Consider the following 26652-nt stretch of genomic DNA (forward strand, 5'->3'; position numbering starts at 1 on the left):
CGAAAAAGCCCCTGAAAGCTTTCGCTCCCAGGGGCTTGATCTTGTATGGCGGAGAGATAGGGATTTGAACCCTAGGTACTGTTGCCAGTACAACGGATTTCGAATCCGTCCCGTTCGACCACTCCGGCATCTCTCCAATGCCGCGCATCATACCAGCGTTCTGTTGAAACGCAAACCTTTTTTTAAAAAAAGTCGCGTGGTATCAGGCGCTTGCGTGAACGCGTCGCTTACAGCGGCACGCCCAGGCGCTTGGCAACTTCTTCGTAGGCTTCGATCACGTCGCCCAGGCCCTGGCGGAAGCGGTCCTTGTCCATCTTCTTGCGGGTTTCCTTGTCCCACAGGCGGCAGCCGTCGGGGCTGAACTCGTCGCCCAGCACGATCTGGCCGTGGAACACACCGAACTCCAGCTTGAAGTCGACCAGCAGCAGGCCGGCGTCATCGAACAGCTTGGTCAGCACTTCGTTGACCTTCAGCGACAGCTTTTTCATTTCCACCAGCTGCTCGGCGGTGCCCCAGCCGAACGCGACAACGTGGGATTCGTTGATGAAGGGGTCGCCCTTCTCGTCGTTCTTCAGGAACAGCTCGAAGGTGGACGGCTCCAGCTTGATGCCCTCCTCCACGCCCAGACGCTTGACCAGGCTGCCGGCGGCGTAGTTGCGCACCACGCATTCGACCGGGATCATGTCCAGCTTCTTCACCAGGCACTCGTTGTCGCCCAGGAGCTTGTCGAACTGGGTCGGCACGCCGGCTTCTTCGAGCTTTTGCATGATGAAGGCGTTGAACTTGTTGTTCACCGTGCCTTTGCGGTCGAGCTGTTCGATGCGCTTGCCGTCGAACGCCGAAGTGTCGTTACGGAACAGCAGGATCAAGCGGTCGGCGTCATCGGTCTTGTAAACCGATTTGGCCTTGCCGCGGTAGAGTTCGTCGCGTTTTTCCATGATTGGGCTCCGCTTGCTTGAGGTGTTGGGCTAGGCGATTTCGCGCCAGTCGAGCCCGTGTTCCTGATTCGCCACCTGGAGCCAGTCCGGGTCGCACCCAAGGGTGTCGACGAAGCACTGGCGGGCCAAGTGTGGCAGGTTGTTCTTGCTGCTGAGGTGGGCCAGCACCAGGTGTTGCAGGTTGCTCCAGCCCAACTCGTGCACCAGGCGCGCGGCCTGGTGATTGTTCAAATGCCCTTGCATGCCGCCTACCCGCCGCTTCAGGAAGGCCGGGTAGTGACCGCGTGCCAGCAGGTCGCGACAGTGGTTGGCCTCGATCAGCAACGCATCCAGGCCCTGGTAACGCTCCAGCAACAGCGTGTCGTACGAGCCCAGGTCGGTGAGCATGCCGAAGCGCCGCTGGCCGTCGCCGATTACGTACTGCAACGGTTCAAAGGCGTCGTGCTCGACCCGCGCGGCGGTGACTTCCAGGCTGCCGATGCGCAGGGTTTCGCCACAAGCGAGAAAACCGGCCACCTCCACCGGCTTGCGCATGCCGCGCAAGGTCCCTTGGCTGAGGTAGACCGGTACATTGTAGCGCCGTGACAGCAAACCCACGCCATGCACGTGGTCGGCATGCTCGTGAGTGACCACGACTGCGCTGAGCTGCGCCGGCGACACCCCGAGCAGCGCCAGGCGCCGCTCGGTCTCGCGCAGGGAAAAGCCGCAATCGACCAGGATGAACGTGTCACCACTGGCGATCAGCGTGCCGTTCCCTTGGCTGCCGCTTCCGAGTACCGCGAAGCGCACTTAGCCCAGGTGGTCCTGGATGGCGCTCAGCACGCGGCGGGCGACATCGGCCGGAGCCACGGTGTTGATGTTTTTCTCGACCGTGACCTGCACGCTCTCACCCACCTTGCTCAGGCGCACCTGGTAGCGCTCGGCGCGGGCTTCACGCTCTTCCTTGGTCGCCTCGCTGCCGAACAGGCGGCTGAAGAAGCCCGGCTGGTTCTGCTTGTCGTCAGGCTTTTCGGACAGGTTGATGTAGTACAGGCCCAGGCTGCGGTTGATGTCCTCGACACGCCACTCGCCCCCCTGCTCCAGGGCACGGCCCACGCCGGACCAGGCGCGGTCCAGGTCGGCACCAAGGTAAAGCACCGGGTTGCCACTGCCGTCTTCGCTGAGGCTGACGCGGCTTGGCGCGTCGAAATCGCGCGCGGCCAGCAGCGACACCGAACCGCCCTTCTCGGCGCTGCGGTTCATGCTGGCAAGCATTTCGTCGACCAGCAGCGCATCGGCGCCGGTGTTGGCGGAAGTGGACGGGAACGCAGGCTCGGCAGTGCTGCCGGCCGGGCGCTCGACGCTGACCACATACACCTCGGAGGTGTTGCGCTGCACGCCAGGCTCCATGCGCACACGTACGCGCACTTCGCTGTCAGCGCTGCTGGCGGTGCTGGCCAGGCGCTGGCCGAGCGATGCCGACAGCTCATCGAAGCGCTGCCAGGTGGTGTTGAATTCACCGGTCTGCGGGCGCTCTTCAGCAATGCGGAAGCCGTTGTCCTCGAAGAACTGGCGGGCCACCGGCCAGACTTCGGCCGGCGAATGCTGGGCCAGCACCCAACGGCTGCTGCCGCTGCGCTGCAGGCTGTAGTCGGTCACCGGGGCGCCGCCGGTCAGCGGCTGCGGGCGCGGCACTTCGAACTCGCCGGTTGCGCTGTCGTCGGCGACGTTGCGCGGAATAGGCAGCAGCGGGTCAAGCCGCTTGACGCTGCTGGCGTCCGGCGGCAACTGCATCGGCGCGGTGGGGTGCGCCTGCAGGTAATCGCTGCCGCGGTCGCGGAAATAGCCATCCTCGCCCCACAGCCAGCCACACCCACTGGTGCTGGAGATAATCAGGGCAAGGGCGGAAAGACCAGCCAGTCGCTTCATGCGGTGTACTTCCTCTTAAACCAGTACGCCGGACTGGCGCAAGGCAGTACGGACTTTTTCGTGGCAGCCTTCGCTCAGCCAGGTCAGTGGCAGGCGAATGCCTTTTTGCATCAGGCCCATCTCGACGAGCGCCCATTTCACCGGAATCGGGTTGGCTTCGCAGAACAGGTCTTTGTGCAGCGGCATGAGTTTTTCGTTGATTGCGCGGGCCTTCTCGGCATTGCCCGCAAGGGCGGCCTCGCACAGATCGGCCATTTCGCGTGGGGCGACGTTGGCGGTAACGGAGATGTTGCCCTTGCCGCCCATCAGGATCAGCTCGACGGCGGTCGGGTCGTCGCCGGACATGACGATGAAGTCCTTGCTGACGCCGTCAAGGATGGCCTTGGCACGGACCAGGTCGCCGGTGGCTTCCTTGATACCGATGATGTTGGGCACGGTCGACAGGCGGATCACGGTCTCGGCCTGCATGTCGCAGGAGGTGCGGCCGGGTACGTTGTAGAGGATCTGCGGGATGTCGACAGCTTCGGCGATGTGCTTGAAGTGCAGGTACAGGCCTTCTTGCGTCGGCTTGTTGTAGTACGGCACTACCAGCAGGCAGGCGTCGGCGCCGGCATTCTTGGCGTTCTGGGTCAGGTGCACGGCTTCGGCAGTGGAGTTGGCACCCGTGCCGGCGATGACCGGGATCGGTTTTTTGCTGCGCTTGACGCGCTCGACCACGTGCTTGATGACCAGGATGTGTTCTTCGACATCCAGCGTGGCGGACTCACCGGTGGTGCCGACCGCAACGATTGCGTGGGTGCCGTTTTCCAGGTGGAAGTCTACAAGTTTGTCGAGGCTGCCCCAGTCAACACGCCCTTGTGCATCCATGGGTGTGACCAGTGCCACCATACTGCCCGCAATCATGTAACTGCTCCTGCCGGAAAAAGAGAGCGGTAATGGTACTGGGGGCATCGGCCTTGCACAAGCGAAGCAGGCGGGCGGAGCATTCCCCTCGGCGGCTTATTTCGCTACCCTTGCCCCTTTGATCGGTGCAGCGCGGCCCGCCGGGCCGTCGACCTTGCTCCCCGCCAGCGTCCACGACCTCGCATGCGAGCCCCGGGCCCTGCCGACAGGAGGCTTTCGCCCGTCCTGTGCCGACCGCTCATCGCTTTAGGAATGCTGCATGTCCACCCCCACCGTCCGCGAACAATTTCTTGTCATCAGTGCCCTGGGCCCCAACCCCATGGAGCTGGCCAACGTCCTCAGCCGCGCTGCCTTCGAAAACCGCTGCGCGGTGGTCACCTCGCGCCTGAGCCGCCACGGCGAGACCAGCGCCCTGGTGCTGCAGGTTGGCGGCAGCTGGGACGCCCTGGCCCGCCTTGAGGCGTCGCTGCCGAGCCTGGGCAAAAAACATGGCCTGACCCTTGACGTGGTGCGCAGCGCCGACCAGGAGGTGCGCCCCCAGGCCCTGCCTTACGTGGCCTACGTCAGCGCTGCCTATCGCCCGGACATCATCAACGAGCTGTGCCAGTTCTTCCTCGACCACCGCGTCGAGCTCGAAGCCATGACCTGCGACACCTACCTGGCGCCGCAAACCGGCAGCAGCATGCTCAATGCCCAGTTCACCGTGATCCTGCCGGCCGGCACCCAGATCAGCTGGCTGCGTGACCAGTTCCTGGACTTTGCCGATGCCTTGAACCTCGATGCGCTGATCGAGCCATGGCGCCCACAGAACCCGATGTAAGGAAACCGACCATGGCTGTAGCACTCGACCAACCCGTTGCCGACTTCCAGGCCCAGGCCACCAGCGGGCAGGCCGTCAGCCTGGCCGAACTCAAGGGCCAGCAAGTCGTGCTGTACTTCTACCCGAAGGACAGCACCCCGGGCTGCACCACCGAAGGCCAGGGTTTCCGCGACCAGCATGATGCCTTTGCCGCAGCCAACACCGTGGTGTTCGGCGTTTCGCGCGACGGCATCAAGTCGCACGAGAACTTCAAGGCCAAGCAAGGCTTCCCGTTCGAGCTGATCAGCGACAAGGACGAGGCGCTGTGCCAGCTGTTCGACGTGATCAAGCTGAAGAAGCTGTATGGCAAGGAATACATGGGCGTTGACCGCAGCACCTTCCTGATCGACAAGGACGGTGTGCTGCGCCAGGAGTGGCGTGGGGTGAAAGTACCCGGGCATGTGGATGCCGTTCTGGCTGCTGCCCAAGCCCTGAACAAGGCTTGAGATTGATGGGGCTGCCTTGCAGCCCATCGCCGGCAAGCCAGCTCCCACAGGCAATGCACAGGGCTTGAATGCGATGAGGTCGGTGTAGGAGCTGGCTTGCCGGCGAAGGGCCGCAAAGCGGCCCCAACAATCACAGCATTGGCGAAACGCTAGGCTCCTGCCGCGGCCAGGCATCCAGCACCGCCTTGATCAGCGTCGCCAGCGGGATGGCAAAGAAAATCCCCCAGAACCCCCATAGCCCGCCAAACAGCAGCACCGCGCAGATGATCGCCACCGGGTGCAGGCTCACCGCCTCGGAGAACAGCAGCGGTACCAGCACGTTGCCATCCAGCGCCTGGATGATCGCGTACACCGTCATCAGGTAGATGAACTGGTCACCCCAGCCCCACTGGAACAACGCGATCAAAGTCACCGGCACGGTCACCACCACCGCCCCCACGTAAGGCACCACCACCGACAACCCCACCAGCAACGCCAGCAGCGCGGCGTAGTTGAGCCCCAGGCTGATGAAGGCGATGTAGGTGGCAATGCCGCAAATCAGGATTTCGATGCCCTTGCCACGGATGTAGTTGGCAATCTGCCGGTTCATCTCGCTGCCCACCCGGTTCAGTAGGGCGCGCTGGCGCGGCAGGTAGCCGCTGACCCAACGCCCGATCAGCTCGCGGTCCTTGAGGAAGAAGAACACCAGGATCGGCACCAGCACCAGGTAGATCATGGCGTTGACCAGCAGCGGCAAGCTGGACAGCGAGAAGGTCAGCGCCCACTGGCCGAACTTGCCGATTTCACCGCGCACCGACTCGATGGCATGCAGCACCTGCTCGTCCGACACCAGGTGCGGGTAGCGCTCGGGCAACAGCAACAGCAGCGACTGCCACTTGCCGAGCATGCCCGGTAGCTCGTTGAACAGGGTGATCAGCTGGTGCCACAGCAGCGGCACCAGCACCAGCATGAATACCGCCAGTGCGCCCATGAACAGGGCGAACACCAGCATCACCGCCAGCCGCGTGGGTACGCGCAGGCGCTCCAGGGCGTTGACCAGCCCCTGCATCAGAAACGCCAGCACCATGCCCGCCAGCACCGGCGCGAGCATGCCGCCCAGGGTAAGCACTGCGGTAAAGGCCAGGAACAGCAGGACCGCCAGCACCACTGCCTCCTCATCGGAGAAGTAGCGCTGCATCCAGTCGCGAAGCACTTTGAACATTGACGATCCTTGGTAAGACTCAGGCCTTGCGCAGCCAGTAGGTGTAGGTGCCGGCCTCGGCCGTTTCCCGCAGCAGCGTATGACCGGCCAGCCGGGCGAAAGTGCGGAAGTCACGCTGGGACCCGGCGTCGGTGGCGATCACCTTCAGCACTGCGCCGCTGGGCAGGCGGTTGAGCTCCATCTTGGCCTTCAGCAACGGCAAGGGGCAATTCAGCCCGCTGGCGTCCAGTTCGGCGTCGCAGGTCGGGGTGTCACTCATCGCAGGGCTCTCCAATGGCATTGCCGGGCTGCCGTTTGTTCGGGCCGGCTAGAATAGCGCCACTGGTCGCCAACGTGTGAGCCCGCTACAGTAGGTATCTTTGACCGACGCGAGCTTCATGCATGAATCTACTGCGCCCTACCCTGCTGACGCTGGCCTGCCTGTTGGCCCTTCCCGGCCATGCTGACGACCTGCCATCGCTGGGGGACGCCAGTTCCGCGATCGTCTCGCCGCAGCAGGAGCACCAGCTGGGCCGCGCCTGGCTGAGCCTGCTGCGCGGCCAGGTCAACCAGCTGAACGATCCGCAACTCAAGGACTACGTCGAAACCAGCGTGTACAAGCTGGCCGAGACCAGCCAGCTGCAGGACCGGCGCCTGGAGTTCATCCTCATCGACAGCCGCGAGCTCAACGCCTTCGCCGCCCCGGGTGGCATTGTCGGGGTCAACGGCGGTTTGTTCCTCAACGCGCAGACCGAAGGCGAGTACGCCTCGGTGCTGGCCCACGAACTGGCGCACTTGTCGCAACGCCACTTCGCCCGCGGCGTCGAGGCCCAGCAACGCATGCAATTGCCGATGATGGCGGCGCTGCTGGCAGGCATCGTGCTGGCGGCGGGCGGCGCTGGCGATGCAGGTATCGGCATGATTGCCGGTACCCAGGCGGCGGCCATTCAGGAACAACGGCGCTTCTCGCGGCAGAATGAACAGGAAGCCGACCGCATAGGCATCCAGAACCTGGAAAAGGCCGGCTATGACCCGCGCAACATGCCGACCATGTTCGAACGCCTGGCACGCCAGTATCGCTATGACGCCAAGCCGCCGGAATTTCTGCTGACCCACCCCGTTACCGAATCGCGTATCGCCGACACCCGCAACCGCGCCGACCAGGCGCCCAAAGGCGGCGTCGAGGACACCGCACGCTACCAGCTCATTCGCGCCCGGGTGGCGCTGACCTACGAGGGCACACCGGGGCTGGCCGCCAAGCGCTTCCGCGCCCAGCTGGACGAGGACCCCAAGCTCGACGCCGCGCGTTATGGCCTGGCCCTGGCGCAGATCAAGGGCGGCCAGTTGAACGAAGCACGCGAGCTGCTGAAGCCGCTGCTCGCCAAGGCACCCAACGACATCACCTACAACCTGGCGCAGATCGACCTGGATATCACCAACAACCGCCTGGCCGACGCGCAGCAGCGGGCCGAGCGGATGCAGGGGCTGTACCCAGGCAATTACCCGCTGAAACAGGTGCGTGCCGATTTGCTGGTGAAGCAGAACAAGCCGGCCGAAGCGGAGAAGGTGCTGAACGACCTGGTCAAGAGCCGGCCGGATGACCCGGACGTGTGGTACGACATGGCCGAAGTACGGGGCTTGTCGGGCAACACCATCGGTTTGCACCGGGCGCGGGCCGAGTATTTCACCCTGGTCGGGGATTTTGACCAGGCGATCCAGCAGCTCGATTATGCCAAGCGCCGGGCGGGCGGCAACTTCCCGCTGGCCTCGCAGATTGACCAGCGTCAGCGCGAGATCATGGAACAGCAGCGCATGGTTCGGGAAATGATGGGGCGCTGAGGATTTTGGGGGCGCTTTGCGCCCCTTTCGCGACACAAGGCCGCTCCTGCACGGGATCGCATTCGCCTGTAGGAGCGGCCTTGTGTCGCGAAAGGGCCGCAAAGCGGCCCCAGCAATCTCAGGCGTTACCGGACAGTTTCAGCCGCGCCGCCTGGGTAAAGTCCAGCATCCGGTTCAGCGGCTTGATGGCCTTGGGCACCAGCGCCGGGTCGACGAAGATTTCATCGCCACCATTGCGCAAGCAATGCAGCACCCGCTCCAGGGTGTTCATCGCCATCCACGGGCAGTGCGCGCAACTGCGACATGCCGCGCCGTTACCGGCGGTGGGCGCTTCGACGAACTCCTTGTCCGGGCACAGCTGCTGCATCTTGTAAAAGATGCCACGGTCGGTGGCGACGATGAAGGTCTTGTTCGGCAGGGTTTGCGCCGCCTTGATCAGCTGGCTGGTAGAGCCCACCGCGTCGGCCAGGTCGATCACCGACTCTGGCGACTCCGGGTGCACCAGAATGGCCGCGTCCGGGTACAGCGCCTTCATGTCGGCCAGTTGGCGCGACTTGAACTCTTCGTGAACGATGCAGGCACCGTCCCACAGCAGCATGTCGGCGCCGGTCTGCTTCTGGATATAGCGGCCCAGGTGCTGGTCCGGCCCCCAGATGATGGTCTCGCCGTTGTCCATCAGGCTTTCGACGATTTCCAGCGCGCAGCTTGAAGTCACTACCCAGTCAGCACGGGCTTTGACCGCAGCGGACGTGTTGGCGTAGACCACCACGGTACGTTCCGGGTGCTGGTCGCAGAAGGCCGAAAACTCTTCCACCGGGCAGCCGAGGTCGAGCGAGCAGGTGGCCTCCAGGGTCGGCATCAGCACGCGTTTTTCCGGGGTGAGGATCTTGGCTGTCTCGCCCATGAAGCGCACACCGGCAACAATCACCGTGTCGGCAGCGTGGTTCTTGCCGAAGCGGGCCATTTCCAGCGAGTCGGACACGCAGCCGCCGGTTTCTTCGGCAAGCGCCTGAATGACCGGGTCGCAGTAGTAATGGGCAACCAGCACGGCGTTCTGGGCCTTGAGCTCGGCAGCGATGGCCGCACGGTATTCGGCCTCCTGCTCGGCTGTCAGCGGGTTGGGCTGCTTGGCGTCGAGGTGGGCCTGAACCAACAGGCGTTCTGAAATCTGGGTCATGATCGCTGGACCTGCAGGCGCGCGTGCGCGTCAAATCGAGTGTATCACCCGGCCCTGGCAGATCGGCTAAGGGTGCCGGACGGCATACAAGCCGCCACGGCCCTCTGCGGGCACGGATTATTATCGGAGGCCGAAGGCTACAGATAATCCAGCGATTACTAAAGGGGTTTTTGTGTTGCCTGTGCGGGCCTCTTCGCGGGCACGCCCGCTCCCACAGGAGTTGTGCAGACCCTGTGGGAGCGGGCGTGCCCGCGAAGGGGCCGGGACAGGAGAATCGATCAACCCTGCGGCGACAGCGCCGCCAGGTGCGCGGCCATGAGCATGGCAAACTCTTCCACGGTCATCTTGCGGCCATTGAAATCGACCATGCCATCGGCATAGTGCAGGCTGCTGACCACATCGTTGCCCTGCACGGTGGCCATGCCGCTCTGCAGCGCCATCATGCCGACCATCTCCCCAGCCTGGCTGGATTGCGCAGCGATCGCCTGGGCATCGGTCTGGCCATCCAGCAGCGCCTGCAAGGTCGCCAGGTCGCCCATCATCGGCTTGGACAGCGACAGCTTGCCTTTCACCTCGGTGATCAACTGCTTGCTCAACTGGTCGGGCGGCAAGTCGAAGCTGGTCGGGGCAGCGAAGTTCATCGACAGGTCGAAGCGGCTTTCGCCATTGGCGGTCCTGAACGACAGGTTCTCTACGGCCACCTTGGGCTTGGCAGCCAGCAACGTGTGCAAGTCACCCTGGAACCTGGCCTTCTCGGCCTCGTCCATCCGGATTTGCGGCACCGACTGGCCGGCGGCAGCGGCGGCCTCGAATTCCGGCAGGTGCGCCTGGTACCACTTCGACAACGCTTGCAGCGCCGGGGCGTTGACCGAGGCGATGCTCACCGCCATCTGGGCCTTGCCCACCGCACGACCATCCCAGGTGATATCGCCCACCTTGTATTCGACATGTCCACCTACGGTATCCGGGCCGTCCAGGGCCTGCAGGGCGTTCTGCTCAAAGCCCTTGATCAGCAGCACCTGCTGCCTGGGCCCCAAGGTGACCTTGGCTTCAGCCAGCAGCAGATCGACGTTGCCCACGTAGATGGCGTCGTGCTGCGTGGCGGCCAGGTTACCCCCGACCTTCAGGCCGTTGAGCTCGAAGGTGGCAGGCGGCTGGTCATCGCGCACCAGCTTCATCACGAAGCGGTCCGCATGGCCATGAAACTTCGAGGCTTTGCCCTCCCGGTCACCACTGACTTCCATCTGCATGCCCGAGAAGTCGATACTGTTGCCATCCGCTTCGTCGAGCTTGACCGGTGCCAACTGGACCTGGCTTACCACATCGCCACCGTAGCCCAGGCTGGTCTGGGCACTGACCGGCGCCTTGTCACCCGCAGCGGCGAACCACGGCGCGGTCGTGTCGTCCTTCTCCAGCGTGCTGCTGCTGACCGCCAATACCGGCATCAGCTTCAGCGACTTGACCCGCGACCAGGGGAACGGGCCGTGCTCGATCTGGTCAGTAACGCCCACGTCGAAGTTGACAACCTCGCCTTCACCCACGTTGATGTCGCGGGCCTTGAGCCGGTAGCGGGCAGTACTGCTGAAGAAATGCTGCTCCAGCGACACCCGCTCGATGCTCATGCTGCCGCCGGTACTTACCAGCGCCTTCTTGAGTTCGGCGTTGCTGCGAGCCACGGCGTTGTCCAGCTCTGCCGGCAGCTGCTTGCCGGTATACCAGGCGCCAGCGGTGGTTGCGACGGCAATGGCAACAGCCAGGCCGGAGAGGATGCGAACTGATTTCTTCATGAATAGAACCGATTGCTGTCCGTAGGGGCTTCGAGGGCGGCCAAGGCCACGCAGAGAGCGAAGAGTATCACCCCCGCCGGGGCCGGGCGCGGGCCCGGGGCGAAAAACCGACAATTCGGATGCGTCTGACAGATGAGTAAAAGCTCAGCTGACTTCGTTAATTTTTACGAACACACCAATTGATCACAACCGCAAAAAAACGCGCAAAAACCGAACAAATACCGGTTTAAATCGATAAATATTTCAATTCAGTAACATCTTGTCATGTTTAACTTGACACCAACCTACCCATCGTTTTTTATTTTCACCACTTAGCGCGCTCCCCCCGCGCCTCCCGCCGCTCCAACATAAAAGGTGAACAACATGGAGCCCACCCGCTCGCCCTTGCCGCATGCGCAATCCCCCGTGCCCGCCGTTCACGCCCCGCAGCAGGAGCCATGCCAGCATGCAGCCTGACCACAGCGCTTCCGGCAACGGCCAATTGCGTAAAACCCTGCGCCTCTGGCACGTCATCATCATCGGTCTGGCCTACCTGACCCCGATGACCGTGTTCGACACCTTCGGCATCGTCAGCGGGATTACCGCCGGCCACGTGCCCAGCGCCTACATCCTGGCGCTGGCCGGGATCCTGTTCACTGCGGTGAGCTACGGCACGCTGGTTAAACGCTTCCCGCAATCGGGCTCGGCGTACACCTACACCCAACGCGCAATCAACCCCCACGTGGGCTTCCTGGTCGGCTGGTCGTCGCTGCTGGACTACCTGCTGCTGCCAATGGTCAATGCGCTGCTGGCCAAGCTGTACCTCTCGGCGATGTTCCCGGAAGTGCCGGAGTGGATATGGGTCGTGGGTTTCGTCACCCTGATCAGCCTGATCAACATGCGCAGCGTAAACCTGGTAGCCCACTTCAACCTGCTGTTCGTCGGCGTACAGGTAGCGATCATCGCCGTATTCATCTACCTGTGCGTGCGCGGCCTGGGCCAGGGTGAAGGGCTGGGCACCACCTGGAGCCTGCTGCCATTTGCAGACAACCAGACTCACCTGAGCGCCCTGGCTGCCGGCGCGACCATCCTGTGCTTCTCGTTCCTGGGCTTCGACGCGGTCACCTGCCTGTCCGAAGAAACCCGCGACCCGGCCAAGACCATCCCGCGGGCGATCTTCCTCACCGCCCTGATCGGCGGCGTGGTGTTCATCACCGTGTCGTACTTCATCCAGGCCTACTTCCCGACCATGGCACGCTTCCACGACCAGGAAGCAGCACTGCCGGAAATTGCCTTGTACGTTGGCGGCAAGCTGTTCCAGTCGATTTTCATTGCCTGCACCGTGATCAACACCATTGCCTCGGGCCTGGCCTCGCAAACCAGCGTGTCGCGCCTGCTGTACGTGATGGGCCGTGACAACGTGATCCCGGCCAGCCTGTTCGCCCGCCTGCACTCGCGCTACAAGACGCCGGTGCTCAACATTGCTGTGGTGGGCCTGATTTCGCTGTCGGCGATCTTCTTCGATCTGGTCACCGCCACGTCGATCATCAACTTCGGCGCGCTGGTGGCATTCAGCTTCGTCAACCTGTCGGTGATCAACCACTGCTACCTGCGCGAAGGCAAGCGCCGCGGCCTGGCCAACCAGTTGAAGTACCTGGTACTGCCCACCATCGGCTTCTGCATCATTGTGTCGCTATGGCTGGACCTGAACGCGAACTCGCTGATGTTTGGCGGCATCTGGGCACTGGTCGGGCTGGCTTACCTGGCCTGGCTGACCAAGGCCTTCCGCGCGGCGCCACCCAACTACGTCGCCGAATGACCCACGCCGCCAACAACGCCCGCGCCTGATCGCGGGCGTTGCCGTTGATCGAAAAGGAAAGCCCTCATGTCGTTGCGCCGCCTCTCCATCCAGTGGAAGATCACCCTGCTCGCCGGCCTGTGCCTGCTGGCCATTGTCGCCCTGCTGGTGGCCACGTCCCTGACCCAGGCGCGACGCAGCGCTGCTCTGGTCAACCAGGCCAACACCGCCATGCTCGACAGCAGCGCGCGCCAGCGCCTGCAGGCTCATGCCGAAACCCAGGCGCTGCGTATCCAGCGCTACTTCATGGACGCCTACCAGTACGGCAATGGCTTTGCCCGCCTGGTGCAGGTACTCAAGGCGCGTGGCGGCAGCGATCTGCGCGCCGAGCTGACGCGCCAGGCCCGCGCCAGCCTGGCCGGCAACCCGGATGTAATCGGCCTGTACCTGGTGTTCCAGCCCGATGCGCTGGACCAGCAGGACCGTCAGCACCTCGGCCAGGAGGCCCTGGGCAGCAATGAAAGCGGGCGCTTTTCGCTGTACTGGTCACAGCCCAAGCCCGGCACCCTGGAGCTTGAAGCCATGCCGGAAGCGATGCTCGGCGACGCCAGCATTGGTACCAATGGCGCGGCGAGAAACCGCTGGCTGACTTGCCCGCAAGATACCGCCAGAACCTGCATGCTCGAACCCTACCTCGACGAGGTCAACGGCCGCCAGGTACTGATGACCAGCATCGCCCTGCCCCTGCTGGAGCACGGCAAGGTGGTCGGGGTGGTCGGCCTGGACATCGGCCTGGCCAACCTGCAGCAGCTGAGCCTTGATGGCCGCCGCGAGCTGTTCGACGGCCAGGGGCAGGTGAGTATTGCCAGCGCAGCCGGTCTGCTGGCTGGCAACAGCCGTGACGACAGCACGCTCGGCAAGCGCATGGACCCGGCAGTAGCCGACGGGATGCTGCGTGTAGCGCACCCGTTCACGCCGATCCCTGACGCCACCCCGTGGCAGGTGTTGCTCGAGCTGCCCGAAAGCGTGCTGCAGGCACCGGCTGTGGCCCTTAACCAGCGCCTGGATGCGCACAACCACAGTGCCAACCTCACCGGCCTGCTGACCGGCCTGGGCGCTGCCGTGGTCGGTTTGCTGCTGGTATGGCTGACGGCACGTGGCGTTACCCGGCCGATCCTGGCCGTGGCCGCGCGCCTGGAGGACATCGCCAGCGGCGAAGGCGACCTCACCCGCCGCCTGGACTACGCCCGCCAGGACGAACTGGGCCAGCTCACGGGCTGGTTCAACCGCTTTCTCGACAAACTGCAGCCGGTCATCGCGCAGGTCAAAGGCTCGCTGCAGGAAGCCCGCAACACCGCTGACCAGTCGGCCGCCATCGCCAGCCAGACCAGCAATGGCATGCAGCAGCAGCATCGTGAAATCGAGCAGGTAGCCACGGCGGCCAACGAAATGAGCGCCACCGCCCTGGACGTCGCCCACAACGCCTCGCAGGCAGCCCAGGCTGCACGCGCCGCCGACCAGGCCAGCCAGGAAGGCCTGCAACTGATCGACAGCACTCGCCAGGGCATCGACCGCCTGGCCGCCGGCATGAACACCGCCATGGACGAAGCGCGTGCGCTGGAAGGCCGCAGCGGGCAGATCGGCACAGTACTGGAGGTGATCCGCACCATCGCCGAGCAAACCAACCTGCTGGCGCTGAATGCCGCCATCGAAGCGGCCCGCGCAGGCGAAGCCGGGCGTGGCTTTGCCGTGGTCGCCGATGAGGTGCGTGGACTGGCCCAGCGCACCCAGGTCTCGGTGGAAGAGATCCGCCAGGTCATCGAAGGCTTGCAGCAAGGTACCCAGGATGTGGTGGGGGCCATGCATGAAGGCCAGCGCCAGGCCCAGGACAGTGTCGCGCGCATGGAGCAGGCGTTGCCGGCGCTGCAACGCATTGGCGAGGCGGTGGCGGTGATCAGCGACATGAACCTGCAGATTGCCTCGGCAGCTGAAGAGCAGAGCGCGGTGGCCGAAGAGGTGAACCGCAACGTGGCCGGCATTCGCGATGTTACCGAAGCGCTGGCTGGCCAGGCCGACGAATCGGCACAAATCAGCCAGGACCTGAACCGCCTGGCCAACCAGCAGCAGGCGCTGATGGAGCAATTCCGCGTCTAGTCTGTGGGGGCCTCTTCGCGGGCAAATCCGCTCCCACAGGGCCTTGCACGGACCTGTAGGAGCGGGTTTACCCGCGAAGGGGCCCTGACCGGCAATACCGCACCATGGATTCAACCGAGCACAATTTATGCAAACCCAAAACAGATCCACCTTCTTCGACATCACCAGCGAACAGGGCCTGCTACGCACCTCGATCGCCGTCACGCTGTTCATCGCCACCATCGGCATCGGCTTCGGCATCGCCTCCGGCTCTTTCTCGATTGTGTTCGACGGTGTCTACTCACTGGTCGACGCGAGCATGAGCGGGTTGTCACTGGTGGTCGTCAAACTGATCACCTCGCACACCACCAGCGTGCAGATGTCGCGCAAGCTGCGCGAGCGCTTCACCATGGGCTTCTGGCACCTGGAGCCGATGGTGCTGGCACTCAACGGCATACTGCTCAGTGGGGTGGCCATCTACGCGCTGATCAACGCCGTCGGCAGCCTGTTGCAAGGCGGCCGTCATCTTGAATTCGGCATTGCCATGGTCTACGCGGTGCTGACCGTGATCGCCTGCGTGACCATCGCCGTTGTCGAGGCCCGCGCCAACCGCAAGCTGCAGTCGGACTTCGTGCGCATGGACGTCAAGGGCTGGGTGATGTCGGCCAGCATCACCGCAGCGCTGTTGATCGCCTTCTGCTTTGGCTACGCGGTGCAGGGGACGTCGCTGGAATGGGTGTCACCGTACATCGACCCGGCAGTGCTGGCGCTGGTGTGCCTGGTGATCGTGCCGTTGCCGATGTCTGTGGTGCGCCAAGCGCTGTCGGAAATATTCCTGGTCACCCCAGGCGACTTGAGACTGCACGTGGATGAGGTCGCCAAGGACTTCGTGGCCCGCCACGGACTGCAGTCCTACCGTGCCTACGTGGCCAAGGTCGGGCGGTCGCGGGAAATCGAGCTGTATCTCATCGTGCCAAAGGCCATGGGCGCGAAAACCATCGATGAGTGGGATGCCTGGCGGAACGAGATTGGTGATGCGGTGGGCGGTGAAGGGCCGGACCGTTGGCTGACAGTGGTGTTTACTGGCGACCCGGAGTGGGCTGAATAAGCGGGGGCGCTTTGCGCCCCATTCGCCGGCAAGCCAGCTCCCACAGGTACAGCGTGGGGCTTGGCCTGGATGCATCCTGTGGGAGCTGGCTTGCCGGCGATGAGGGCATTACAGAAAAAGGAAAACGAAAAAGCCCGCGACCATTTCTGGTAGCGGGCTTTGACGTACTGCGTATGGTGGGTCGTGTAGGATTCGAACCTACGACCAATTGGTTAAAAGCCAACTGCTCTACCAACTGAGCTAACGACCCATTTGATGGCGCGTATAATACTGATTTCTAACGAAAAATCAATACTCCATCAGAATTTTTTCAAAAATAGCGCGTCGGGTCCTCTACCCCGGCGGCCTTGAAGCCGTCAGCGCGCAGGCGGCAGCTGTCGCACTTGCCACAGGCGCGGCCATCATCATCGGCCTGGTAACAGGAGACAGTCAGGCTGTAGTCCACGCCACGCGCCATGCCGGCCTGCACAATCTGCGCCTTGCTCAGGTTCTGCAGCGGCGCCTGGATACGGAAGCCCTGCCCCTCTACACCCGCCTTGGTTGCCAGGTTGGCCATGCGCTCGAACGCTTCGACAAACTCGGGCCGGCAATCGGGGTAACCGGAGTAATCCACGGCATTTACCCCGATAAAGATGTCGCGCGCTTCCAGCACTTCTGCCCAGCCCAGGGCCAGCGACAGGAACACGGTGTTACGCGCCGGCACGTAGGTGACCGGGATGCCTTCGCCCAGGGTTTCAGGCACGTCGATGCTGCTGTCGGTCAACGCTGAGCCGCCAATGCCGTCCAGGTTCAGGCCAATGACCTTGTGCTCGACCACACCCTGGTCGCGAGCAACGCGGGCAGCAGCATTCAGCTCGGCGCGGTGGCGCTGGCCGTAGTCGAAACTCATGGTGTAGCAGCTGTAGCCTTCGGCCTTGGCCATGGCGACCACCGTGGCCGAATCCAGGCCACCGGACAACAGGATTACTGCGCGCTTCTCAGTCATGTTCTTGCTCCTCAATCAACGTCCGGGTTCGTCGTTCCACAGCAGCTTGTGCAACTGCAGCTGGAAGCGTACGGGCAGGTTGTCGGCAACAATCCAGTCTGCCAGGTGACTGGCGTTGACCTGGTGGTGGCTAGGCGAGAACAGCACCTCGCCGGCACGCTCGGCCAGGTTGTACTGGATCAGCTTGGATACCGCCCAGTCGTAGTCCTCACGCGAACAGATGACGAACTTGACCTGATCGTTACGGGTCAGGTGTTCGATGTTCTGGTAAAGGTTACGGTGCGACTCTTCGGAGCCCGGGGTTTTCAGGTCGACTACGCGGCTGACGCGGGTATCGGTACCGGATATATCCAGGGCACCGCTGGTTTCCAGCGACACCTCATAGCCGGCGTCACACAGGCGCTGCAGCAACGGCAAGGCGTTGGGCTGGGCCAAGGGCTCGCCACCGGTGACGCATACGTAGCGCGGCTTGAAGCCGGCCACCTGCTCAAGGATCGAATCGAGGGTACGAATGGTGCCGCCGCTGAACGCGTAGGCGCTGTCGCAGTACTGGCAGCGCAGGGGGCAGCCGGTGAGGCGCACGAATACCGTGGGCAGCCCGGCCGTTCGCGTTTCACCCTGCAACGAGTAAAAGACTTCGGTGATGCGTAATGTGTCTTGCATGATCGCCTCGGGCGTGACAGCTAAACAGGCTGCCCGCCTCCTCAGGCACTGCCGCGGACTCGACAAAGCGTTATCCGCAACAGCGTGTTTACGAAAAAAGGGCACTGATTCTAACGAAAAAACCCGCGACAAGCGCGGGTTTCTTACCAACAGTACAACTTAGAGCTTTTGCAGGTCGCGTTGCGCCAGTTGCGCGGCAGAGGTGCCGGGGTACTGGGTGATGACCTGCTGCAGGATGCCCTTGACCTTGTCGGTGTGACCCATGCGGCGCTCGACGTCGGCCAGCTTGTACAGCGAATCTGGCACCTTGCTGTGCTTCGGGTACTTCTGGCTGACCTGGGCAAACGCCTGGCTGGCCCCTGGCAGATCACCCTTGGCCAGGTTCACCTCACCCAACCAGTACTGGGCATTGCCGGCGTACTGGCTGTTGGGGTACTTGCGCAGGAAGGCGTTGAACGCCTGGCTGGCCTTGTCGAAATCCTTCTGCTTGATCAGGTCGAAAGCAGCATCGTAGTAGAGCTTTTCTTTCGCCGGATCACCGGGCTCGCTACTGGCGGCCGGTTGTTGCGCAGCAGCACCGGCTGCTGCACCCGGGGCGGCATTGGAAGCACCACCACCGGAGGAATTGTCAGGGGTCGCGGCAGGTGCGGCGCCACTGTTGATGCGACGGTCCAGGTCCTGGTATCGCTCCAGGTTTTCCTGCTTCATGCGCGACACATCGTTTTGCAGCTCTTCGATGATGCCTTGCTGGCGGGAAAGCTGGTCCTGCATCTGTTGCAGCTGCATGAACAGCTGGCCCTGTGCAGAGGCAGGGGCCGAAGCCCCTGCCCCGGCATAGGCGCCGCTCGTGCCATAACCCGCAGGCGGATAACTGCCAGCGTTGTCATCTACTACAGGGATCTCAGCCCAGGCCGCAAGCGGCAGGCTGAGTGCGAGGACGGTTACTACACGGCGGCACATACGCATAAGAACTTACTTACGCAGTTCTACGCGGCGGTTCTGAGCCCAGGATTGCTCGTCGTTGCCAGTGGCAACAGGACGCTCTTCACCGTAGGAGACCAGTTCCAGCTGAGCAGGGGAAACGCCCTGCAGAACCAGGTAGCGCTGAACGGCCTTGGCACGACGCTCACCCAGAGCCATGTTGTACTCGCGGGTGCCGCGCTCGTCGGTGTTGCCTTCCAGAACAACACGGTTGCCGTTGGACTTCAGGTCCTTGGCGTGAACGTCCAGAGCGCGCATGGCTTCTGGCTTCAGGTCCGAGCTGTCGTATTCGAAGTAGAAGGTGGTGATTGCGCGCAGGGCGGCTTCTTCGCTCAGGGAACCGTCAACGGCGCCGGTGTTTGCACCGTAGCCAGCGTTCGGATCGACAGCAGCGCCTTCACCAGCGTTGTCGCCGCCCTTCGAGGAGCAACCTACAGCTACAGCCATGGCCAGAGCCAGCGCAGCGAATTTACCAAACTTCAGCATTTCCATCGTGAAACTCCTAATGAAACCCCAGTGTGTTAAGCAAAACGTATTACGCCGCAATCAGTTCAGGTAAGGGGACCAGGACGGTTCTCTGACTTCGCCTTGAGCGGTAGGAAGTGGGAGCCTCACGCGGCCATTAAGCGACACGAGCATCAAGACTCCCCGGCCCTGCTGGCGGGTGGCGTAGATTAGCATGGTGCCGTTTGGCGCAACAGTGGGAGACTCGTCAAGACTTGTTTCCGAGAGAATCTTTACACTTCCACGTTGCAAGTCTTGTGCCGCGACTTTGAAGTTGGTGAAACCCTGTTGGCGATGGATCATCACCAAGGTCTTCTCGTCTGCGGAAAGTTTCGGGTTGGCGTTGTAGTTACCAACGAAGGTGACACGTTCTGCACCGCCACCGCTAACCGACTGCTTGTAGATTTGCGGCTTGCCGCCACGGTCGGAGGTGAAGTACAGGGTGTTGCCATCCTTGCCCCAGAACGGCTCGGTATTGATACCCGGGCCTGCAGTAACACGGCTGATCTGGCGCGACGCCACGTTCATCACGTAGATGTCCGGGTTGCCGTCCTTGGACAGCACGAACGCCAGGCGCGAACCGTCTGGCGACCAGGCTGGCGCGCCGTTCAGGCCTTCGAAGTTGGTCACCTGCTCGCGGCGGCCGGTATCGATGTTCTGCACGAAGATGCGCGGGCGCTTCTGCTCGAACGAAACATAGGCGATACGCTTGCCATCCGGCGCAAAGCGCGGCGACAGGATCGGCTCACGCGACTGCAGCAGGGTCACCGCACGCGCACCGTCGTAGTCCGAACGCTGCAGGGTGTAGCGGGTGTTGTTGGTGGAAAAACGCTCGGCCGTCACGTACAGCATACGGGTGGAGAACGCACCCTTGATGCCGGTGAGCTTCTCGAACGACTGATCGGCAATGTAGTGCGCCATGTCGCGCAACTGGTCGGTGCTGCCGGCCACGCTGCCGGTCAGCACTTGCTGCTCGGTGGCGACGTTGAACAGCGCGTACTGCACCTGCAGGCGACCGCCCGACGGCACGATGCTGCCGACCATCACGTACTGGGCACCCAGCGCTTTCCAGTCACGGAAGATGACTTCGCTGGCCTGCGACGGCTGGCTGATCATGTTCTGCTTCGGGATCGGCGAGTAATAGCCGGAATTGCGCAGGTCGTTGCTGATGATGTCAGCCATGTCCTCGGGCAGCACGCTGCCGCCCTGCAGGCCGAACGGCACTACCGCAATGGGTGTGGCCCGGTCGCTGCCGCTGGTGACCAGGATGTTCTTTTCCTCTGCCACCGCCATGCCTGCCACGCAGCAGAGCATGACCAGCAGTCCTCTCAGACGTTTAATCACAACGCTAGATCCTCAGGTGTAAATGTCATCTTGAACGAGCGATAACGGTTGAAATCGCTCGGCTTCATACCCTGCATCTCGGTCAGACGACCAATGTTCTTCACCGCAGCCACCGCCGAACTGTCATACGGGCCGTCCCCACTGGAACGGGACACGCTGACACTGGTGATGGTGCCGTCCGGCAACATGCTGACCTGCAGGGTCACCGTCATGCCCTTGCGCGCGGAAGGCGGACGCGCCCAACCCTCGGCCGCGCGCATACGGATCAAGTCGTCGAAGTCGCCGGCCACCTGGTCACCCTGCTCGTCGGCCAGGGCCTGCTGGCGCTCGGTGGTGTCGGACAACAGCTCGGCCAGGGCCTGGGCTTTCTTGTCTTCTGCCGCCTTGCGAGCCGCTTCCTGTGCCTTCTTCTTCTGGGCATCTGCAGCGGCCTTCTTCTTGGCCTCTTCAGCTGCCTTCTTCTTCGCATCCTCGGCCGCCGCTTTTTTCTTGGCGTCCTCGGCTGCTTTTTTCTTGGCCTCTTCGGCTGCCTTTTTCTTGGCATCCTCGGCAGCTTGCTTCTTCGCCTCTTCAGCGGCCGATTTCTTGGCCTCTTCTTCGGCTTGCTTCTTGGCTTCGTCCTCGGCCTTCTTCTTGGCGATGTCGGCCTGCTGTTTCTCGGCGGCTTTCTTCGCTTCGTCGGCCTTCTTGGCTTCGGCGGTTTTCTTGGCCTCTGCAGCTTTGGCGGCGTCGGCGGCCTTGGCGGCGTCCTCGGCTTTTTTCGCTTCGGCGGCTTCTCGAGCCTCTTCGGCCTTTTGAGCTGCGTCGGCCTTCTTTTGTTCCGCGGCCTTCACGGCCTCCTGCTCAACCTTTTTCTGTTCCAGCTGCTCGACTTCGGTCTGGCGCGAAGCGGTTTTCTTCGCTTCCCCGGCAATCTTCTGATTGGTCTGGGTAGTCGCCTGGCTCTTGGACTTGAGCTGGTACAGGGTAGCTTGAACAATCGGCTTGGACGGCGGCAGTTCAGGGGTCATGGCAAAACTGACGAACAGCATGGCGAACACCAGCACATGCAGGCCGATGGCCCAGACACTGGGCCAGAAGTAGCTTTCCGAGGCGGATGGCTCTCGCTGTTGCATCAGGGCGCCTCGGTAATCAGGCCAACGTTACCGACACCGGCCTTCTGCAACCCGCCCATGGCGCCCATCACGGCGCCGTAGTCGACAGCCTTGTCGCCACGAATGAAGACCTGGGTCTGCTTGCCCTGGTCACGGCCGGCAGCAATGATCTTGGTCACTGCGTTGGTCATGTCGGGCAAGGTCATGGCCTTGTCCATCTGCTTGTCGGTGTCGACTTCGCTGCCGAGGTTCCAGTAGTAGGTCTTGTCGGCCTTGATCGAGATGGTGAGGATCTGGACGTTGTTGTCCTGCGGCAAGGCTTCACTGGAAACCTTGGGCAGGTCGACCTTCACGCCCTGGTTGAGCATGGGCGCAGTCACCATGAAGATGACCAGCAGCACCAGCATCACGTCGATGTAGGGCACCACGTTCATCTCGGCGACGGGCTTGCGTTTGTGGCGAACTCGGGCCATGGGCTTCTACCTGATTACTCTTCGCTGGTGTGCACTTTACGGTGCAGGATCGCCTGGAACTCGTCGGCGAAGGTGTAGTAACGACCGATCAGCACTTCGCTGCGCGCGGCAAACCGGTTGTAGGCGATGACGGCCGGGATTGCCGCGAACAGGCCGATGGCGGTGGCAATCAGCGCTTCGGCGATACCCGGGGCAACAGTGGCCAGGGTGGCCTGCTGGGCGCTGGCCAGGCCGCGGAAGGAGTTCATGATGCCCCACACGGTACCGAACAGCCCGATGTACGGGCTGGTGGAGCCGACAGTGGCCAGGAACGGCAGGCTCTGCTCGAGTTTTTCTTCCTCGCGCGAGATGGCTACGCGCATGGCACGGCCAACGCCTTCCATGACCGCGTCAGGGTCGACGCCCGGCTGTTGACGCAGGCGCGAAAACTCCTTGAAACCGGCACGGAAGACCTGCTCCACGCCGGAATCCGGGTCTGGGTTGCTGCCTGCCTGGCGGTACAGCTTGGACAGGTCGATACCCGACCAGAAGCGCTCCTCGAAGGCATCCAGCGCACGACGACCGGCGCGCAGCATGGTGCTGCGCTGGAAGATCATGATCCATGAAGTGACCGAGGCGGCCACCAGAATCAGCATTACCAGCTGTACCACCACGCTGGCATTGCTGACCAGACTCCACATGGAGGTATGGTCGACGACGTTAGCTTCCACGCTTATTCTCCTGCATTCGATTGATTACCCGAGCCGTCCGCCGCAAAGGCGTGGCGCAGCTGGGGGGGTATGGCTCGGGGTTTGAAAGTGTCGGCGCGCACCGCGGCCACCAGGAACTGCCCTTCGCAGAGCAGTGTTTCATCCTTTTCCCGCCAGACCTGCTGCACGAAACGCAGGCTGGCGCGATTGAGTTCAAGTACTTGCGCCGTCACCCGCAATTCGTCGTCCAGCCGCGCCGGCGCGTGGTAGCGCGCCTCGCTGGAGTGGACCACGAACAACAGGTTGTCGTCGGCCAGTTGCGACTGGGAAAACCCCAGCTGCCGCAGGCGTTCGGTGCGCGCGCGCTCCATGAATTTCAGGTAGTTGACGTAATACACCACGCCACCGGCATCGGTATCTTCGTAATAGACGCGACAACGGTGTGCGAACGGTTCCAGGCCATTTTGCGCGCGCATACTCTAGTGCTTACTCCTCGGCTTGCCAATCCGCTGTGGCAACTGTTTTTTCTTCATTAATGTCTTATTGCCAGCGCACCCTCGGCATGCCAGCGGTAGGACCACGAAAAGTCGGTTTTGATCTGTCATTCATCGCCTGGCTGGGAAAAATCACCACCCTCCCCCAGGCGCCCGGGAATATTCAGGCCAAAGTGCAGGTAGGCGTGCCGGGTGACCACTCGGCCCCGGGGCGTGCGCATGATATAGCCTTGCTGGATGAGGTAGGGCTCGAGCACGTCCTCGATGGTGTGGCGCTCTTCGCTGATGGCCGCAGCCAGGTTGTCCACGCCTACCGGGCCGCCGTCGAACTTCTCGATCATGGTCAGCAGCAGGCGCCGGTCGGAATGGTCGAAGCCGCGCTCGTCGACGTCCAGCAGGTTGAGCGCCATGTCGGCCACCGCCTTGGTGATCTCGCCCTTGCCACGCACCTCGGCGTAGTCACGCACACGGCGCAGCAGGCGGTTGGCGATACGCGGGGTGCCACGGGCACGTCGGGCGATTTCATAGGCGCCAAGGTCTTCGATGACCAGGCCAAGAATGCTGGCCGAACGGCTGACGATGGTGGCCAGGTCCTTGTCGCTGTAGAACTCCAGGCGCTGGACGATCCCGAAACGGTCGCGCAGCGGGTTGGTCAGCATGCCGGCCCGGGTGGTGGCCCCGACCAAAGTGAATGGTGGCAGGTCGAGCTTGATCGACCGGGCCGCCGGCCCTTCGCCGATCATGATGTCGAGCTGGAAGTCTTCCATGGCCGGGTACAACACCTCTTCGACGACCGGCGACAACCGGTGGATTTCGTCGATGAACAGCACATCGTGCGGTTCGAGGTTGGTCAGCATGGCCGCCAGGTCGCCCGGGCGCTCGAGGATCGGCCCGGAGGTGCTTTTGACCGACACGCCCATTTCGTGGGCGATGATGTTGGCCAGGGTGGTCTTGCCCAGACCGGGCGGGCCGAAGATCAGCGTGTGATCGAGCGACTCGCTGCGACCGCGGGCGGCCTGGATGAACAGCGCCATCTGCTCGCGCACCACTGGCTGGCCGATGTATTCGTCCAGCCGCAGCGGGCGTATCGCACGGTCCTGGACTTCTTCACGGTCGCGGCCACTGGCGGCGATCAGGCGGTCGGCTTCGATCACTTGGTAATCATCCCTTTCAGGCTGCGGCGGATCAGCTCTTCACTGCCCAGGCCGGCCTTGTCCTTGATCGCGGCGATTGCCTTGCTGGCTTCCTGGGGCTTGTAGCCCAGCGAGACCAGGGCACTGACGGCATCCGCCTCGGCGCTGGACTCGCTGGCGACCGGCAACGGCCCGTCGGACACCAGGGTGAACATGGCCGGAGAGGTTTCCCAGGCCTTGAAGCGATCCTTGAGCTCGACCAGCAGGCGTTCGGCGGTTTTCTTGCCGACGCCGGGTACGCGCACCAGCACCGAGGTGTCCTGGGCCTGCACGCAGCGCACCAGCTCGTCCACTTCCAGCCCGGACATCAGTGCCAGGGCCAGCTTCGGCCCCACGCCGTTGAGGCGGATGAGCTCGCGGAACAGCTCACGCTCGCGCTTCTCGGCAAAGCCATAAAGCAGGTGGGCATCCTCGCGCACCACTTGGTGGGTATGCACGGTTACCGGCTCGCCAACCTTGGGCAAGCGGTACAGGGTGGTCATCGGCACTTCCAGCTCATAGCCGACGCCGTTTACGTCGATAATCAGGTGCGGTGGCTGTTTTTCCGCCAGGGTGCCGCGCAAACGTCCAATCACGTTCCAGTCCTTCCTCACGGGGAGCCGGTCAAAGACCGCTCAACCCTATCAGCAAAAGCAGCGGGCAAACGCATCACCCGGATAAATTGTGTATCTGCGCATGAAGCGTTTACAGACGCAAGCGCCCGCCACGCCGGCGCGCCGTGGCCAGCCCGTGCGGCACCAGGCTGGAGCGCGTATGGGCATGGCACAATGCGATGGCCAGGGCGTCGGAGGCGTCGATCTGAGGCTTTTGCGTCAGCTTCAGCAGGTGCATGACCATCATCATTACCTGGTCCTTGTTGGCCCCGCCGGTACCGGCCACGGCCTGCTTGACCTGGGTGGCGCTGTATTCGGCGATTTCCAGGCCCGCCTCGGCGGCGGCAACAATGGCTGCGCCACGGGCCTGGCCAAGCTTGAGCGCCGAGTCGGCATTGCGAGCCATGAACACCCGCTCGATGCCCATGGTCACCGGGCCGTGCTGGGCAATGACTTCACTGACGCCACGAAAAACGATCTGCAGCCGCTCGTGCAGCTCGCCGCTGCCGGTGCGGATACAGCCCGACGCCACGTACTCGCAACCACGGGCAGTCTGGCGTACCACGCCATAACCGGTGATGCGTGAGCCGGGGTCGATACCAAGAATCAGAGTCATAGTGCCTGTCGTAAAATGATGCATCTTTGCAAACTGTACCGGCCCTTTCGCGGGTGAACCCGCTCCCACAGGTACTGCACCACATTCAAAATTGGTGCAGTACCTGTGGGAGCGGGTTCACCCGCGAAAGGGCCGGTACAAGCAACGAAAAGCGTGAATGCCTGACGGAACCGCCAACACCTTAGCCGAGCTTTTCCATGATCTCATCGGAAATCTGGGCATTGGAGTAGACGTTCTGCACGTCGTCCAGGTCTTCGAGCATGTCGATCAGCTTGAGCACCTTTTCTGCGCCATCCTGGTCGAGTTCGGCGCTAGTGGTCGGCTGCATGACGATTTCTGCGTCAGCGGCCTTGAAACCCGCTTCTTCCAGGGCATTGCGCACGGCGTAGAAGCTGTTGAACGAGGTGAATACGTCGAACGAGCCATCTTCGTTGGCCACCACGTCGTCGGCATCGGCCTCCATCGCCGCTTCCATCAACGCGTCCTCGTCCACCCCCGGAGCAAAGCTGATCTGCCCCTTGCGCTCGAACAGGTAAGCCACCGAGCCATCGGTACCGAGGTTGCCGCCACATTTGGTGAAGGCATGACGCACGGCGGCGGCGGTACGGTTACGGTTGTCGGTCATGGCCTCGACCATGATCGCCACGCCACCCGGGCCGTAACCCTCGTAGCTGAGCTCTTCGACGTTGTCGCTTTCGTTGGTGCCGGCACCACGGGCCACGGCGCGATCAATGATATCGCGACTCATGTTGGCGCCCAGAGCCTTGTCCAGCGCCAGACGCAGGCGCGGGTTGGATGCAGGGTCGGCACCGCCCTGCTTGGCAGCAACCGTCAGCTCGCGGATCCACTTGGTGAAGACCTTGCCTCTCTTGGCATCCTGGCGCTCTTTGCGGTGCTTGATGTTCGCCCACTTGGAATGACCAGCCATAACGACTCCGAATCCTTTGAATCACAAACAGCCCCGCCCC

At 62.8% G+C, this 26652-nt stretch carries 27 protein-coding genes, 2 tRNA genes and 1 pseudogene; 7 read left to right on the forward strand and 23 right to left on the reverse strand.

Going from position 1 to position 26652, the window contains the following annotated elements; genetic code table 11:
- Positions 1-46: 46 nt before the first annotated feature.
- From AC5O5I_RS21635 to dapA, 5 genes are all read right to left on the reverse strand, one after another.
- Positions 47-136: transfer RNA gene (locus AC5O5I_RS21635), tRNA-Ser, on the reverse strand.
- A 91-nt stretch (positions 137-227) separates the two neighbouring features.
- Positions 228-938, reverse strand: coding sequence for a phosphoribosylaminoimidazolesuccinocarboxamide synthase (gene purC, locus AC5O5I_RS21640; RefSeq protein ID WP_016498342.1), 711 nt, complete (start codon positions 936-938; stop codon positions 228-230).
- A 30-nt stretch (positions 939-968) separates the two neighbouring features.
- Positions 969-1727 carry an MBL fold metallo-hydrolase gene (locus AC5O5I_RS21645; protein ID WP_172219408.1) on the reverse strand — a complete coding sequence of 253 codons (759 nt, stop codon included), beginning with the start codon at positions 1725-1727 and terminating at the stop codon, positions 969-971.
- The gene (gene bamC, locus AC5O5I_RS21650) at positions 1728-2846 is read right to left on the reverse strand and encodes an NlpB/DapX family lipoprotein (protein WP_172219407.1); all 1119 of its coding nucleotides are present in this window, start codon (positions 2844-2846) and stop codon (positions 1728-1730) included. It lies immediately after the preceding gene.
- Between the two features lie 15 nt (positions 2847-2861).
- Positions 2862-3749, reverse strand: coding sequence for a 4-hydroxy-tetrahydrodipicolinate synthase (gene dapA, locus AC5O5I_RS21655; RefSeq protein WP_172219405.1), 888 nt, complete (start codon positions 3747-3749; stop codon positions 2862-2864).
- 259 nt (positions 3750-4008) lie between these two features.
- Between dapA and AC5O5I_RS21660 the strand changes: the two genes are divergently transcribed.
- Together AC5O5I_RS21660 and AC5O5I_RS21665 are read left to right on the forward strand one after the other, a co-directional pair.
- Complete coding sequence (locus AC5O5I_RS21660) at positions 4009-4569, forward strand: glycine cleavage system transcriptional repressor (protein WP_172219404.1); 561 nt, start codon at positions 4009-4011, stop codon at positions 4567-4569.
- 11 nt (positions 4570-4580) lie between these two features.
- On the forward strand, positions 4581-5054 hold the full coding sequence (locus AC5O5I_RS21665; protein WP_172219402.1) for a peroxiredoxin: 474 nt from the start codon (positions 4581-4583) through the stop codon (positions 5052-5054).
- A 130-nt stretch (positions 5055-5184) separates the two neighbouring features.
- On the opposite strand, the gene AC5O5I_RS21670 is transcribed toward AC5O5I_RS21665, so the two are convergent.
- Both AC5O5I_RS21670 and AC5O5I_RS21675 read right to left on the reverse strand, forming a co-directional pair.
- Positions 5185-6255, reverse strand: a complete 1071-nt coding sequence (locus AC5O5I_RS21670) for an AI-2E family transporter (RefSeq protein ID WP_016488640.1) — start codon at positions 6253-6255, stop codon at positions 5185-5187.
- A 19-nt stretch (positions 6256-6274) separates the two neighbouring features.
- A complete protein-coding gene (locus tag AC5O5I_RS21675) occupies positions 6275-6514 on the reverse strand; it encodes a sulfurtransferase TusA family protein (protein WP_172219401.1) in 240 nt (79 codons plus the stop codon).
- A 122-nt stretch (positions 6515-6636) separates the two neighbouring features.
- On the opposite strand from AC5O5I_RS21675, the gene AC5O5I_RS21680 reads away from it, so the two are divergent.
- Entirely contained in the window at positions 6637-8073 is a 1437-nt protein-coding gene (locus AC5O5I_RS21680) for a M48 family metalloprotease (RefSeq protein ID WP_172219399.1), read from the forward strand.
- Positions 8074-8191: 118 nt separating this feature from the next.
- Here the strand turns inward: AC5O5I_RS21680 and nadA are convergent, their stop codons facing one another.
- Positions 8192-9250 (reverse strand): quinolinate synthase NadA, encoded by a 1059-nt coding sequence (nadA, locus tag AC5O5I_RS21685; RefSeq protein WP_172219397.1) that lies wholly within the window; start codon positions 9248-9250, stop codon positions 8192-8194.
- 278 nt (positions 9251-9528) lie between these two features.
- On the reverse strand, positions 9529-11037 hold the full coding sequence (locus tag AC5O5I_RS21690) for a YdgA family protein (protein ID WP_494511540.1): 1509 nt from the start codon (positions 11035-11037) through the stop codon (positions 9529-9531).
- A gap of 445 nt (positions 11038-11482) precedes the next feature.
- Between AC5O5I_RS21690 and AC5O5I_RS21695 the strand changes: the two genes are divergently transcribed.
- The 4 genes and pseudogenes from AC5O5I_RS21695 to AC5O5I_RS21710 all read left to right on the forward strand — a co-directional run bounded on the left by AC5O5I_RS21695 (position 11483) and on the right by AC5O5I_RS21710 (position 16055).
- Positions 11483-12835 (forward strand): APC family permease, encoded by a 1353-nt coding sequence (locus AC5O5I_RS21695; protein WP_172285493.1) that lies wholly within the window; start codon positions 11483-11485, stop codon positions 12833-12835.
- Between the two features lie 285 nt (positions 12836-13120).
- Positions 13121-14110: pseudogene (locus tag AC5O5I_RS21700) on the forward strand (methyl-accepting chemotaxis protein); the annotation flags it as partial.
- A gap of 102 nt (positions 14111-14212) precedes the next feature.
- Entirely contained in the window at positions 14213-14968 is a 756-nt protein-coding gene (locus AC5O5I_RS21705) for a methyl-accepting chemotaxis protein (RefSeq protein WP_372242406.1), read from the forward strand.
- Between the two features lie 127 nt (positions 14969-15095).
- Positions 15096-16055, forward strand: coding sequence for a cation diffusion facilitator family transporter (locus AC5O5I_RS21710; RefSeq protein WP_494511541.1), 960 nt, complete (start codon positions 15096-15098; stop codon positions 16053-16055).
- 174 nt (positions 16056-16229) lie between these two features.
- Here the strand turns inward: AC5O5I_RS21710 and AC5O5I_RS21715 are convergent.
- The 14 genes from AC5O5I_RS21715 to AC5O5I_RS21780 form a co-directional block, all read right to left on the reverse strand.
- A tRNA-Lys gene (locus tag AC5O5I_RS21715) sits at positions 16230-16305 on the reverse strand.
- A gap of 60 nt (positions 16306-16365) precedes the next feature.
- The gene (queC, locus tag AC5O5I_RS21720; RefSeq protein ID WP_172219387.1) at positions 16366-17040 is read right to left on the reverse strand and encodes a 7-cyano-7-deazaguanine synthase QueC; all 675 of its coding nucleotides are present in this window, start codon (positions 17038-17040) and stop codon (positions 16366-16368) included.
- 15 nt (positions 17041-17055) lie between these two features.
- On the reverse strand, positions 17056-17703 hold the full coding sequence (gene queE, locus AC5O5I_RS21725) for a 7-carboxy-7-deazaguanine synthase QueE (protein ID WP_172219377.1): 648 nt from the start codon (positions 17701-17703) through the stop codon (positions 17056-17058).
- A 159-nt stretch (positions 17704-17862) separates the two neighbouring features.
- On the reverse strand, positions 17863-18669 hold the full coding sequence (gene ybgF / locus AC5O5I_RS21730; protein WP_172219375.1) for a tol-pal system protein YbgF: 807 nt from the start codon (positions 18667-18669) through the stop codon (positions 17863-17865).
- A gap of 6 nt (positions 18670-18675) precedes the next feature.
- A complete protein-coding gene (gene pal / locus AC5O5I_RS21735; RefSeq protein ID WP_012273762.1) occupies positions 18676-19176 on the reverse strand; it encodes a peptidoglycan-associated lipoprotein Pal in 501 nt (166 codons plus the stop codon).
- A gap of 54 nt (positions 19177-19230) precedes the next feature.
- Positions 19231-20502: a Tol-Pal system beta propeller repeat protein TolB gene (tolB, locus tag AC5O5I_RS21740; RefSeq protein ID WP_218583460.1), complete on the reverse strand. Its 1272-nt coding sequence runs from the start codon at positions 20500-20502 to the stop codon at positions 19231-19233.
- 26 nt (positions 20503-20528) lie between these two features.
- Positions 20529-21647, reverse strand: a complete 1119-nt coding sequence (tolA, locus tag AC5O5I_RS21745; RefSeq protein WP_172219371.1) for a cell envelope integrity protein TolA — start codon at positions 21645-21647, stop codon at positions 20529-20531.
- Complete coding sequence (gene tolR, locus AC5O5I_RS21750) at positions 21647-22099, reverse strand: protein TolR (RefSeq protein WP_012273765.1); 453 nt, start codon at positions 22097-22099, stop codon at positions 21647-21649. Before tolR ends, tolA begins: the two co-directional genes overlap by 1 nt.
- 14 nt (positions 22100-22113) lie before the next feature.
- The gene (tolQ, locus tag AC5O5I_RS21755; protein ID WP_008090219.1) at positions 22114-22809 is read right to left on the reverse strand and encodes a protein TolQ; all 696 of its coding nucleotides are present in this window, start codon (positions 22807-22809) and stop codon (positions 22114-22116) included.
- A gap of 2 nt (positions 22810-22811) precedes the next feature.
- Positions 22812-23264 carry a tol-pal system-associated acyl-CoA thioesterase gene (ybgC, locus tag AC5O5I_RS21760; protein ID WP_172219369.1) on the reverse strand — a complete coding sequence of 151 codons (453 nt, stop codon included), beginning with the start codon at positions 23262-23264 and terminating at the stop codon, positions 22812-22814.
- Between the two features lie 125 nt (positions 23265-23389).
- A complete protein-coding gene (gene ruvB, locus AC5O5I_RS21765) occupies positions 23390-24436 on the reverse strand; it encodes a Holliday junction branch migration DNA helicase RuvB (protein ID WP_172219367.1) in 1047 nt (348 codons plus the stop codon).
- Positions 24433-25050 carry a Holliday junction branch migration protein RuvA gene (gene ruvA / locus AC5O5I_RS21770; RefSeq protein WP_172219365.1) on the reverse strand — a complete coding sequence of 206 codons (618 nt, stop codon included), beginning with the start codon at positions 25048-25050 and terminating at the stop codon, positions 24433-24435. Before ruvA ends, ruvB begins: the two co-directional genes overlap by 4 nt.
- A 109-nt stretch (positions 25051-25159) precedes the next feature.
- Positions 25160-25684 (reverse strand): crossover junction endodeoxyribonuclease RuvC, encoded by a 525-nt coding sequence (gene ruvC, locus AC5O5I_RS21775; RefSeq protein ID WP_172219363.1) that lies wholly within the window; start codon positions 25682-25684, stop codon positions 25160-25162.
- A gap of 181 nt (positions 25685-25865) precedes the next feature.
- Positions 25866-26612: a YebC/PmpR family DNA-binding transcriptional regulator gene (locus tag AC5O5I_RS21780; RefSeq protein ID WP_494511542.1), complete on the reverse strand. Its 747-nt coding sequence runs from the start codon at positions 26610-26612 to the stop codon at positions 25866-25868.
- Positions 26613-26652 lie beyond the last annotated feature (40 nt).

It is taken from the genome of Pseudomonas sp. 9_2_1, from assembly GCF_059295275.1.